General features: G+C 72.0%; 11 protein-coding genes. 10 read left to right on the plus strand and 1 reads right to left on the minus strand.

Features of this window, described 5'->3' with window-relative positions; genetic code table 11:
- Positions 1 to 14 precede the first annotated feature (14 nt).
- Positions 15 to 788: a hypothetical protein gene (locus tag MZC64_RS30570; RefSeq protein ID WP_247762852.1), complete on the minus strand. Its 774-nt coding sequence runs from the start codon at positions 786 to 788 to the stop codon at positions 15 to 17.
- A 624-nt stretch (positions 789 to 1,412) separates the two neighbouring features.
- On the opposite strand from MZC64_RS30570, the gene MZC64_RS30575 reads away from it, so the two are divergent.
- The 10 genes from MZC64_RS30575 (at position 1,413) to whiA (ending at position 11,698) form a co-directional block, all read left to right on the plus strand.
- A complete protein-coding gene (locus tag MZC64_RS30575) occupies positions 1,413 to 2,234 on the plus strand; it encodes a DUF3097 domain-containing protein (protein WP_247762795.1) in 822 nt (273 codons plus the stop codon).
- A gap of 99 nt (positions 2,235 to 2,333) precedes the next feature.
- Positions 2,334 to 2,762, plus strand: a complete 429-nt coding sequence (locus MZC64_RS30580; protein ID WP_247762796.1) for an NfeD family protein — start codon at positions 2,334 to 2,336, stop codon at positions 2,760 to 2,762.
- Between the two features lie 16 nt (positions 2,763 to 2,778).
- On the plus strand, positions 2,779 to 4,002 hold the full coding sequence (locus tag MZC64_RS30585) for an SPFH domain-containing protein (protein ID WP_247762797.1): 1,224 nt from the start codon (positions 2,779 to 2,781) through the stop codon (positions 4,000 to 4,002).
- A gap of 187 nt (positions 4,003 to 4,189) precedes the next feature.
- Positions 4,190 to 5,158, plus strand: a complete 969-nt coding sequence (locus MZC64_RS30590) for a M28 family metallopeptidase (RefSeq protein WP_247762798.1) — start codon at positions 4,190 to 4,192, stop codon at positions 5,156 to 5,158.
- Positions 5,159 to 5,231: 73 nt separating this feature from the next.
- Positions 5,232 to 6,284 carry a hypothetical protein gene (locus MZC64_RS30595; protein WP_247762799.1) on the plus strand — a complete coding sequence of 351 codons (1,053 nt, stop codon included), beginning with the start codon at positions 5,232 to 5,234 and terminating at the stop codon, positions 6,282 to 6,284.
- Between the two features lie 14 nt (positions 6,285 to 6,298).
- On the plus strand, positions 6,299 to 6,727 hold the full coding sequence (locus MZC64_RS30600; RefSeq protein WP_247762800.1) for a Rieske (2Fe-2S) protein: 429 nt from the start codon (positions 6,299 to 6,301) through the stop codon (positions 6,725 to 6,727).
- 45 nt (positions 6,728 to 6,772) lie between these two features.
- Positions 6,773 to 8,818, plus strand: coding sequence for an excinuclease ABC subunit UvrC (gene uvrC, locus MZC64_RS30605; RefSeq protein ID WP_247762801.1), 2,046 nt, complete (start codon positions 6,773 to 6,775; stop codon positions 8,816 to 8,818).
- Positions 8,815 to 9,693, plus strand: a complete 879-nt coding sequence (gene rapZ, locus MZC64_RS30610; RefSeq protein ID WP_247762803.1) for an RNase adapter RapZ — start codon at positions 8,815 to 8,817, stop codon at positions 9,691 to 9,693. Before uvrC ends, rapZ begins: the two co-directional genes overlap by 4 nt.
- Before the next feature lie 32 nt (positions 9,694 to 9,725).
- On the plus strand, positions 9,726 to 10,727 hold the full coding sequence (gene yvcK / locus MZC64_RS30615; protein WP_247762854.1) for a uridine diphosphate-N-acetylglucosamine-binding protein YvcK: 1,002 nt from the start codon (positions 9,726 to 9,728) through the stop codon (positions 10,725 to 10,727).
- The gene (gene whiA / locus MZC64_RS30620) at positions 10,718 to 11,698 is read left to right on the plus strand and encodes a DNA-binding protein WhiA (RefSeq protein WP_247762810.1); all 981 of its coding nucleotides are present in this window, start codon (positions 10,718 to 10,720) and stop codon (positions 11,696 to 11,698) included. Before yvcK ends, whiA begins: the two co-directional genes overlap by 10 nt.
- Positions 11,699 to 11,801 lie beyond the last annotated feature (103 nt).

Below are 11,801 nucleotides of genomic sequence, written 5' to 3' on the forward strand. Positions count from 1 at the left end.
TCGCTGAGCCGGAGTTAGTGGCGACCGGCCTGGTTCGCGAGCTGGCGGACGGCTTCGGTGACCGCGGCGCAACGAGCCGAGCGGACCGCGTCGGAGAGCGGCTTCAACGCCGCCGTGCGGGCGCGCGCGGCCGAGGCGGAGACCGCGCCACCGTCCGGATCGCTCATCGCCGCCCGCACGATCGCGGCCACCTCCGCGGCCCGCTCCAGCACCCGCAGCGCGCGGCCCGGCATGCCGGGCGGCCACGGGGTGCGCGGGCGGGCGCGCAGAGCGGCGTCGATCTCGGTGCGCACGCCTGGGCGGTGCCGGGCCACGTCCAGCGACACCAGGGTCGCCGCGGCCGCGCGGACCGCCTCCGTCATGCCGTGCTCGGCCTCGCCGATGCCGACGTGCTCCAGGTGCGGGGGAGTGGGCAGGGTGAACACCGACCACCGCAACACACCCTCGGCGACCTCCGCCGGCACCAGCCCCACCGCCGCCGAGGGCAGCACCACGGCCTCCCCGGCCCGCAACGCGGCCACCCCGAACGGCCCCGGCCCACCAAGCCCACGCACGTCACCCGGCGCGGGCAGCACCAGCCCGCCGGTGCTCGCCCCGGACCGGCGCAGGCAGGCCAGCAGCAGGGCGGGCCCGACCGGGCGATCGCCGGGCAATGGCAGGTCGAACCGTTCGGCGGCGGGTTCGTCGCCCGCGGCGACCTCCTGGAGTTCGCCCCACGCCAGGAGGGCGTCGAGCACGTCATCGGAGGCCGCGGCACCGTTCAGCCACGCGGAGGTCCAGACCGCCATGGTCGCGGAGGCACAAGGCACCACAAAAGGTTACTAGGCCCTGGCCCGGCGGGTCGCCGCCCCGCGCACCCAGCACCCGGCGGCCCGCCCAGCAACCCGCTTGGCCACCCACCCGTTCCGGCTCGCCTGGCCGCTCGCCCCGATTCGCGCCCGGCTACCCGTCCGGACCCGCGCCCGGCTGCTCCAACCTGGCCTGGCTCCGGCCTGCCCCGCGCAGCCCACGCTCCGGACCCGCGCTGCCCGGCCCGGCCTGTCGCGGCCAGCGTCGCTCCGGCTTGCGCCGTCCGGCTCGGCCAGCGCCGTCCTGCCAGCGCCGTCCTGCCCCGCCTGGCTGCTCCGATCCACACCAGCCCGGCCCGCGTCTTCCCCGCCCCGCCCGCCGCTTCCTCTGCGGAACGCTTTTCGCGCCGAAAAGGTTGCCTTCCGACCAGGACCAAATCACCAACCGCAGGTCACCGCCCCGCGCCAGCCAAAACCGGCGCAGTTCACCGGCCCACTCCAGGGACCATCCACCGCAGTTCGTCGACCCACTCCAGGGACCAGCCACGGCAGTTCACCGGCCAGCGCCGAGCCCACCCGCCGCAGTCCGCCGAGCCCATCCACGCCCCGACTACCCTAGCGCCCGTGCGCCCCTCCCCATCCGATCCCTACGGACGTGACGTGCTCGCCGGCGGTCCCAAACGCCGCGCCGTCCCGGAAGTCCCCGCCGACCCGGATCTCGTCGTCGAGGATCCGGCCAGTGGCTTCTGTGGCGCCGTTCTCCGGGTCGAGGGCGCCAACGTCGTGCTGGAGGACCGGCATGGGCGGCAGCGGCTTTTCCCGTTGCGGCCTGCCGCTTTCCTCCTCGACGGGCAGCCGGTGACGCTGGTCAAACCGGTCGCCGCGCCCGCCAAACCCGTCGCTTCCGCTTCTGGGTCGGTCCGGGTTGACGGGCTGCGGGCGAAGACCGCTGCTGCCAGCCGGATCTGGGTCGAGGGCATCCACGACGCGGAACTGGTCGAGCGGGTGTGGGGGCATGACCTTCGGGTGGCGGGGGTGGTGGTCGAACCCCTTGGCGGGATTGACGAGTTGGCCGCGCGGGTGGCCGAGTTCGGGCCTGGGGGGCGGCGGCGGTTGGGGGTGTTGGTGGATCACCTTGTGGTGGGGAGCAAGGAATCTCGGATCGTCGCGGGGGCGGCTCACCCGGATGTGCTTGTCACGGGTCACCCGTACGTGGATATCTGGCAGGCGGTCAAGCCTGGCTCGGTGGGGATCCGGGAGTGGCCGGTGGTTCCCCGGGGACAGGACTGGAAGACCGGGGTGTGTGCTGAGCTGGGGTGGGGGGAACCGGCCGCGGGGTGGCGGCGGGTGCTGTCCGGGGTTCGGGGGTTTCGGGACTTGGAGACGCCGTTGGTCGGTGCGGTGGAACGGCTAATTGACTTCGTCACTGTGGGTTCGCGGGGGTGATCCCGGATCGGGTGAGAACTGTCGCCCGGTAGATCACACGTCGGTCACGGCGGCTGGTCACGGTCGGCAACGGGTGGCGCACTCTGCCACGATGGCGACATGGCCGCCCTGGTCTGGCTGGTAGCCGGAGTCCTGCTTCTGGCAGCGGAAGTGCTTTCTGGTGACTTCGTGCTGCTCATGATCGGCGTCGCGGCCCTGGCGGCCGCCGGATCCGCGGCGGTGATCGACGTGTTGTGGGTCGATGTCGCGGTGTTCGCGGTCAGTTCGGTCGTGTTGCTCGCGGCCGTCCGGCCCGCGCTGCGCCGCCGGATGCTGGCCGGGGACCATGTGAAAACCAACGTGGAAGCGCTGGTCGGCGGCAAGGCAGTAGTACTGTCCACTGTGGACGCTCACGGTGGACAGGTGAAACTCAGTGGCGAGATCTGGTCGGCCCGCGCTTACGACGAGACGCAGGTGATCGAGGTCGGACGGGCCGTCACCGTCATGGATATCGCTGGAGCGACCGCGGTCGTGTGGGCGGAAGGCTGAGGCGTTGGAGGCTGGAGTGGGCGCGGTTGTAGTCGTCGCCGTCATAGTCCTGCTGGTGCTGGTCGCTGTCGTCAAGGCAGTGCTGGTCATCCCGCAGGCGCAGGCGGCGGTCATCGAGCGGCTGGGCCGCTTCCGCACGGTCGCGGCCCCCGGACTCAACGTCCTGGTGCCCTTCCTGGACCGGGTGCGGGCCCGGATCGACCTGCGCGAGCAGGTCGTCTCCTTCCCGCCGCAGCCGGTGATCACCGAGGACAACCTCACGGTGTCCATCGACACGGTGGTCTACTTCCAGGTCACCGACCCGAGGGCGGCGGTCTACGAGATCTCCAACTACATCATCGGCGTCGAGCAGCTCACCACCACCACGCTCCGCAACGTGGTCGGCGGCATGAGCCTGGAGCAGACGCTGACCTCGCGTGACTCCATCAACGGCCAGCTGCGCGGCGTGCTCGACGAGGCCACCGGCCGCTGGGGCATCCGGGTGGCCAGGGTGGAGCTGAAGGCGATCGACCCGCCACCCTCCATCCAGGACTCGATGGAGAAGCAGATGCGCGCTGACCGGGAGAAGCGCGCCATGATCCTCACCGCCGAAGGCCAGCGCGAGTCCTCCATCAAGACCGCCGAAGGCCAGAAGCAGGCCCAGATCCTGGCCGCCGAGGGTGGCAAGCAGGCCGCGATCCTCTCCGCCGAGGGCGAGCGGCAGAGCCGCATCCTCAAGGCGCAGGGCGAGCGGGCCGCGCGCTACCTGCAGGCCCAGGGCCAGGCCAAGGCGATCGAGAAGGTCTTCGCCGCGGTCAAGGCGGGCCGGCCGACGCCGGAACTGCTGGCCTACCAGTACCTCCAGACGCTGCCGCAGATGGCCCAGGGCGACTCCAACACGGTGTGGATGGTGCCCAGCCAGTTCGGCGACGCGCTGCAGGGCTTCGCGAAGATGTTCGGCAGCAAGGGCGAGGACGGCGTCTTCCGTTACGAGGCCCCGCCGCCGGACACCGAGTCCAGGCCGGAGGAGGACGACGAGTCGATCGCCTCCTGGTTCGACACCGCGCCCGACCCGGAGATCGCCCGCGCGGTCAAGGAAGCCACCGCGGTCGCCCAGACCGACGTGCCGCCACCCGGCCGCTCCTCGGTCGCCGTGGTCCCGCCGGTCATCCCGCCCGCGGTCGTGGACCCGGCGCCCGCGCCGGAACCCCCGGCCACCCCGGGCGACTCGACCGAACTCAGCGACGGCGAAACCAAGTAACACCAGCCCAGGGACGCCGTCTCCGCAGCAGCGGAGGCGGCGTTTTCCGTTCTGCACCGTATGCACTCATCGCAATACCGCTAACTGTTTCCGACAAAAGTCGGGTACCGCCCACGGTCACGCCCGTTCGACACTCGCCGTGCAGCTGATCGCAACCCTGCGCGATCAGCCCGATCGGGAGGTCCGCGTGAAACTCCGACTCGTTCTCGGCTCGGTGACGGCCACCGCCGCACTGGTCGTCAGCGGCATCGCCGGCACCGCCACCGCGGCCGCGCCCGCCGCGCCGCCGACCATTCCCACCGCGAACATCCAGGCGCACCTCACCGAACTCGGCAAGATCGCCGCGGCCAACGGCGGCAACCGGGCCCACGGGCGACCTGGCTACAAAGCCTCGGTGGACTACGTCAAGGGCAAGCTGGACGCCGCCGGATTCCGCACCACCGTGCACACCTTCACTCAGAGCGGCGCCACCGGCTACAACCTGATCGCCGACTGGCCCGGCGGCGATGAGAACAACACCATCATGTTCGGCGGCCACCTCGACGGCGTCTCCGCCGGCGCGGGCATCAACGACAACGGCACCGGCTCCAGCGGCCTCCTGGAGGTCGCGCTGACCGTGGCCAAGCAGCAGCTCAAGACCACCAAGCACCTGCGCTTCGGCTGGTGGGGCGCGGAGGAACTCGGGCTGATCGGCTCCACCCGCTGGGTCGCCAGCCTGTCCGCGGCGCAGAAGGCCCAGATCAAGGCATACCTCAACTTCGACATGATCGGCTCGCCCAACCCCGGCTACTTCGTCTACAGCAGCGCAGGCCAGCCCACCGGGTCCGCGGCGCTGACCACGTTGCTGGAGAACTACTTCCGCGGCGCGGGCGTGCAGACCGAGCAGACCAGCGTCGGCGGCCGGTCCGACCACGCCGCCTTCGCCCGCGCGGGCATCGCCACCGGTGGCACCTTCACCGGCGCCGAGGTCCGCAAGAGCGCGGCGCAGGCACAGAAGTGGGGCGGCACCGCCGGCCAGGCGTTCGACCCCTGCTACCACCGCTCCTGCGACGGGGTGAACAACGTCAACGCGGCCGCGCTCTCCCGCAACACCAACGCGATCGCGCACGCGGTGTGGACGCTGACCGCGCCCGCCGCACTGCGCTCGGCCGCCTAGCCGCACCTGATTGGGCCACCTGGTCGCATCCGTTGCGCTGAACGGGGTCAAGCCCGCGCGGGAGTGCTCACCCGTGCGGTTTCATCTCCTCGTGGCGGGCCGGGCAGGGGACGAGTTCCACGATGTGGCTGCGCTGCGCAGCACCCTCCACGGCTCGCTGTCCCCGCCAGGGCACCAGGACGACACCGCGCACTGGCAACGGTTGCACCAGGTGGTCCAGTCCCTGCACGACCTCGTCTCCGACGGCCGCGCCCAGGAGGCCGTGCAGTTCGCCGAACAGGTCGTCGAGGTCCTCGCCGGGGCCGCGCACCAGGCCAGCGGCCACTGGGACGAACTGGCCGACCTGGCCCAGCGGGCCCTGGTCGCGCACGCCATCGCCTGCCGCCTGGTCCGCCCCGACCCCTACCGGCTGGCCGGCTGGCTGATCCGGCTGCAACTGGCCCACCCGGACGGCCCCGAGGTGCGGCTCACCGAGTACACGGACGCGCTCGGCGCCGCCGGACTCGGCTACTACCGGCAGGGCGCCGAAGCCGCCTGCCGCGGCCTGCCCACCGTGCGCTTCGGCCAGACCGGCCGCTACGACCGGCATCGCGCCGCGGTCACCCGGCTGGTGCACGAACTCGCCGAGCACACCGGCGATCCCGACCTCACCGTGCAGATCCTGGCCACCGACCTGTCCACCGCCTGGCAGTACCTGCGCATCGCCTCCGAACTCGAGGCCGCCGGACGCAGTGAGCAGGCCCTGGCCTGGGTGGAACGCGGCCTGGTCGCCGCCAAGGGCACCGGCGCGGTGCCCCGCCTGGTGGACCTCGCCGTGGACCAGTGCGTCCGGCTGGGCAGGCTGGACCGCGCGGTCGAACTGCGCCGCACCGCCTTCCGCGCCCGCCCCGGCCTGGACGCCTTCCTCCGGCTGCGCGCGGTCGCCGATCACGCCAAGGCCTGGGACCGCGAACGTCAGCGGGTGCTGCGCTGGCTGCGTCAGCCCGGCGAGGACGACCAGCGGCGCAACACCGTACTGGTGGAGATCCTGCTCTGGGAGGGCGACCGGGACGCCGCCAGCCGCGCCGCCGCCGACCGCGGCTGCGACCCCGAGATCCTGGCCCGGCTCGACCGGCCCGAAGACTAGACACCCTTCTTAGGATGTCCGGCATGCCGCCGCCACCGCTGTCCCGTCGCACGGTCCTGTGTGGACTGCTCGCCCTGGCCGGAACCGCCGCCGCCTGCGGCAGCGGGAAACCGCCGCGCACCGGCGGCACCGGCACCGCCAAACCCGGCGCCGAACTGGCCAGGCTCTCCGCGCTGCCCGCCACCGGCGGCGCGCTGGTGGAGACCGAGGGCAACGGCATCCTGCTCATCGTGCGCACCAAGGACGGCACGGTGCGCGCCTTCGACCCGCGCTGCCCGCACCGGGGCAACCTGGTCAGCCCACCGGTCGGCGGCGTGATCGACTGTCCGACGCACGGCAGCCTCTTCGACGGCGAGACCGGCGAAGCGCGCAAGGGACCGGCCAAGGCCGGGCTCACCCAGATCCCGGTCAAGGTCGACGGGGAGCGGATAGTGCTGATCTAGCCGACCAGGCGATCCGCTGTCGGTGTGTCGCCGTAGTCTTACGGCGTGCCCGATCCGTCCACCTATCGTCCAGCGCCCGGAACCATCCCGGACTCCTTCGGCGTGTACAAGTTCCGCGACGGCACCGGACGGGTCATCTACGTCGGCAAGGCCAAGAGCCTGCGCAGCCGGCTCTCCTCCTACTTCGCCGACCTGGCCGGGCTGCATCCGCGCACCCGGCAGATGGTCACCACCGCCGCCTCGGTGGAGTGGACCGTGGTGTCCTCCGAGGTCGAGGCGCTGCAACTGGAGTACTCCTGGATCAAGGAGTTCGACCCCCGGTTCAACGTGCGCTACCGGGACGACAAGTCCTACCCGATGCTCGCGGTCACCGTCGGCGAGGAGTACCCGCGGCTCCAGGTCTACCGCGGCCCGCGCCGCAAGGGCGTGCGCTACTTCGGCCCGTACTCGCACGCCTGGGCGCTGCGCGAGACCATCGACCTGCTGCTGCGGGTCTTCCCCGCGCGCACCTGCACCAGCGGACTGTTCAAGCGGCACAGCCAGATCGGCCGCCCCTGTCTGCTCGGCTACATCGACAAATGCGCCGCGCCCTGCGTCGGCAAGGTCAGCGCCGAGGAACACCGGGAGATCGTCGAGGACTTCTGCGACTTCTTCTCCGGCCGCACCGACACCATGATGCGCCGCCTGGAGAAACAGATGCAGGCCGCCGCCGAGGAACTGGAGTTCGAGAAGGCCGCCCGGTTGCGCGATGACCTGGACGCGTTGCGCCGGGCCATGGAGAAGCAGGCCGTGGTGCTCGGCGACGGCACCGACGCGGACGTGATCGCCTTCGCCCAGGACGAACTCGCCGCCGCCGTGCAGGTCTTCCACGTGCGCGGCGGCCGGGTCCGCGGCCAGCGCGGCTGGGTCATCGACAAGGTCGAGGAGGTCGACACCCCCGGCCTGGTCGAGCAGTTCCTCACCCAGTTCTACGGCGAACAGGACGAACTCGGCGAGGCCGCCGACGGCGGCGGGGCGGCCGAGGCGGTGCCGCGCGAGGTCCTGGTGCCCGAACTGCCCCCGGACGCCGAAGCGGTCACCGACTGGCTCTCCGGACTGCGCGGCTCCCGGGTGCAGCTGCGGGTGCCCCAGCGCGGGGACAAGCGCGCGCTGGCCGAGACCGTGGCGCGCAACGCGGCCGAGGCGTTCACCCAGTTCAAACTCCGCCGCTCCGGCGACCTCACGGCCCGATCCCTTGCCCTGCAAGAACTCCAGGACGCGCTCGGGCTGGAGACCGCGCCGCTGCGGATCGAATGCGTGGACGTCAGCCACATCCAGGGCACCGACGTGGTGGCCTCGCTGGTGGTCTTCGAGGACGGCCTGGCCCGCAAATCCGAGTTCCGGCACTTCGCCATCAAGGGCGACGCCGAGACCGGCGATGTCGGCGGGGACGTCGGCTCCATCGCCGAGGTGGTGCGCCGCCGCTTCGCCCGGCACCGCGCCGACGTCGAGGAGATCGCCCGCACCGCCCCGGCCACCGGCGAGGTCGACGCCGACACCGAGGCCCGGCCCGGCATCGATCCCACCACCGGACGACCGCGCCGCTTCGCCTACCCGCCCAACCTGCTCGTCATCGACGGGGGCGCGCCGCAGGTCAACGCCGCCGCCGAGGTGCTGACCCAGCTGGAGATCAGCGATGTCGCGGTGATCGGCATCGCCAAACGCCTGGAAGAGGTCTGGCTGCCCGCCGACCCCGATCCGGTGATCCTGGCCCGCAACAGCGCGGCGATGTACCTGGTGCAGGAGATTCGGGACAAGGCTCACGACTTCGCCATCCGCTACCACCGGCAGAAGCGGTCCAAGCGGATGACCACCTCGGCCCTGGACGAGGTGGCGGGACTCGGCGAATCCCGCAAGGCCGCGCTGCTCAAGCACTTCGGCTCGGTGCGCAAGCTCCGCGCCGCCACCGTCGAGGCGCTCACCGAGGTGCCGGGGGTGGGACGGCAGACCGCGCTGGCCGTGCTGGCGGCGTTGCAGGGCACGGAGAACAAGGCCACGCAGAAGACAACCACGGTGACCGAACCGGTCCCGGGACGGCAGGAGGACGGGTGACCGAGGAGAAGACCGGCGTCGAGGTGGCGGTGGTGACCGGCCTGTCCGGGGCCGGCCGCAGCACCGCCGCCAAATGCCTGGAGGACCTGGGCTGGTTCGTGGTGGACAACCTGCCGCCGGAACTGGTCGCCACCATGGTCGAACTGGGCGCCCAGGCCCAGGGCGTCATCTCCCGGGTCGCGGTGGTGATGGACGTGCGCAGCCGCGCGTTCACCGACGACCTGGCCGCGGTGATCAAGGACCTGGACGCCCGCGGCTACAAGCCCAAGGTGCTGTTCCTGGAAGCCACCGACGCGGTGCTGATCCGCCGCTTCGAGCACGTCCGGCGCGGCCACCCGCTGCAGGGCGACGGGCGGCTCTCCGACGGCATCGCCAACGAGCGTAGGCTGCTCACTCCGTTGCGGGAGGAGGCAGACCTGGTGCTGGACACCTCGGCCCTGTCCGTGCACCAGTTGCGCGCCAAGATCGAGGACGCCTTCGGCACCGAGACCTCGGCCAGCACCAGGGTGACCGTGCTGTCCTTCGGCTACAAGTACGGCCTGCCGATGGACGCCGACCTGGTGATGGACGTGCGGTTCCTGCCCAACCCGTTCTGGATCCCGGAACTGCGCGACTTCACCGGCCTGGACGAGGCGGTGCGCAACTACGTGCTCTCCCAGGAGGGCGCGGAGGAGTTCCTGGAGCGCTACCACGAGCTGCTGCGGCTCATCGGCGCCGGGTACCGCCGCGAAGGCAAGCGGTACCTGACCCTGGCGATCGGCTGCACGGGTGGTAAGCACCGCAGTGTGGCGATCTCCGAGCAGCTCGCCGGGTTGCTGGCCAAGGAGGACGGGATGGCGGTCAAGGTCGTGCACCGGGACCTGGGGCGGGAGTGACGCTGGTACCCAACGGAAATCCGGGCAGGCCGATGCGGGCCGTCGCACTGGGCGGCGGCCACGGCCTGCAGGCCACGCTGTCCGCGCTCAAGCGGCTGACCGACGACGTCACCGCCGTGGTCACGGTGGCCGACGACGGCGGCTCCTCCGGGCGGCTGCGCCGGGAACTGGGCCTGCTGCCACCGGGCGACCTGCGCAAGGCGCTGACCGCGTTGGCGGACCCGGACGAAGATCGTCTACTGTGGACGGACGTGTTCCAGCACCGCTTCGGCGGATCGGGCGCGCTGGCCGGGCACGCGGTGGGCAACCTCGTGCTGGCCGGGCTGCTGGAGGTGCTCGGCGATCCGGTGGCGGTGCTGGACGAGGTGCGCAAACTGTTGGGAGTGCGTGGACGGGTGCTGCCGATGAGCCGGGTGCCGCTGGACATCGAAGCCGATGTGGTCGGCCTCGATGACGACCCGAAATCGGTGCGCCGGATCCGCGGCCAGGTCGCCGTGGCCAGCACCCCCGGCCGGGTCCAGCGAGTCCGGCTGCAAGGCGCCGCCCCCGGCGCTGAGGCGCCCAAGGCCTGCGAGGAGGCCGTCACCGCGGTCACCGAGGCCGACGTGGTGCTGCTCGGACCCGGCTCCTGGTTCACCAGCGTGCTGCCGCACCTGCTCGTGCCCGAACTGCACGAAGCCCTGGTCGACACCGCCGCGCGCAAGGTCGTCGTGCTCAACCTGGTGCCACAGCCGGGGGAGACCGAGGGCTTCTCCCCGGAACAGCACCTCCACGTGCTGGCCGAGCACGCGCCGCGGCTGCGGGTGGACGCGGTGGTCGCCGACGTCGACTCGGTGTCCACCCCGGACCGGTTGCGCCGGGCCGCCGCCGCGCTCGGCGCGGTCACCACCCTGCGCAAGATCTGCCACCACGGCGCCCCGGACCGGCACGATCCGGCCGCGCTCGCGGTGAGTCTGCAAGAAGCACTAGCCGAGATCCCCGGTCCACGCGGACCGGGATCCGGCGCACTCAAGGAGGGCCAGCCATGGCGATGACCGCGTCGGTCAAGGACGAGCTGAGCCGTCTCGCTGTCACCAAGACCTGCTGCCGCCGGGCCGAGGTGTCCTCGCTGCTGCGCTTCGCCGGCGGCCTGCACATCGTGGCCGGCCGCGTCGTGGTGGAGGCCGAGATCGACACCGGATCGGCCGCGCGCAGGCTGCGCAAGGAGATCCAGGAACTGTTCGGGCACATCAGCGACGTGCACGTGATCACCTCGGGCGGGCTGCGCAAGGGCACCCGGTACGTGGTCCGGGTGGTCAAGGACGGCGACGGCCTGGCCCGCCAGACCGGTCTCCTGGACCCCAGGGGCCGTCCGGTGCGGGGCCTGCCCGCGCATGTGGTCAGCGGCGGCACCTGCGATTCCGAGGCCGCCTGGCGGGGCGCCTTCCTCGCCCACGGCTCGCTCACCGAACCCGGCCGCTCCTCCGCCCTGGAAGTCACCTGCCCCGGCCCCGAAGCAGCCCTCGCGCTGGTCGGCGCGGCCCGGCGGATGGGCATCCAGGCCAAATCCCGCGAGGTGCGCGGCGCCGACCGGGTCGTGGTCCGCGACGGCGACGCCATCGGCGCGCTGCTCACCCGGCTCGGCGCGCACTCCAGCGTGCTGGCCTGGGAGGAACGCCGGATGCGCCGCGAGGTCAGGGCCACCGCCAACCGGCTGGCCAACTTCGACGACGCCAACCTGCGCCGCTCCGCCCGCGCCGCCGTCGCCGCCGCCGCCAGGGTCGAACGCGCCCTGGACATCCTCGGCGCCGACGTCCCCGACCACCTGGTCGCCGCCGGCGCACTGCGCCTGGCACACCGCCAGGCATCCCTGGAGGAGCTGGGCCAGCTCGCCGAACCCCCGATGACCAAGGACGCGGTGGCAGGCCGCATAAGGCGTCTCCTGGCGATGGCCGACAAGAAGGCCCGCGAACTCGGCGTCGGCGACACCGAGAGCGTCGTCACCGCGGACATGCTCGACGCCTGAGCACCCCATCCCCGTGTTGGCCGTTGGGCGGTTTCTAGTGGTGGTTGCATCGTGGTGGGCTAGCGATGCTTGGTGAGCAGGGTGTGCATGCGTTGGGCTGGAC

This window comes from Crossiella sp. S99.2 (genome assembly GCF_023094165.1).
GTDB lineage: Bacteria > Actinomycetota > Actinomycetes > Mycobacteriales > Pseudonocardiaceae > Crossiella.

Bases quoted from the DNA above. Each gene is read 5' to 3' on its own strand.
- yvcK (WP_247762854.1), top strand. From the start codon at position 9,726: ATGCGGGCCGTCGCACTGGGCGGCGGCCACGGCCTGCAGGCCACGCTG.
- MZC64_RS30570 (WP_247762852.1), bottom strand. From the start codon at position 788: ATGGCGGTCTGGACCTCCGCGTGGCTGAACGGTGCCGCGGCCTCCGAT.
- MZC64_RS30580 (WP_247762796.1), top strand. From the start codon at position 2,334: ATGGCCGCCCTGGTCTGGCTGGTAGCCGGAGTCCTGCTTCTGGCAGCG.
- whiA (WP_247762810.1), top strand. From the start codon at position 10,718: ATGGCGATGACCGCGTCGGTCAAGGACGAGCTGAGCCGTCTCGCTGTC.
- MZC64_RS30600 (WP_247762800.1), top strand. From the start codon at position 6,299: ATGTCCGGCATGCCGCCGCCACCGCTGTCCCGTCGCACGGTCCTGTGT.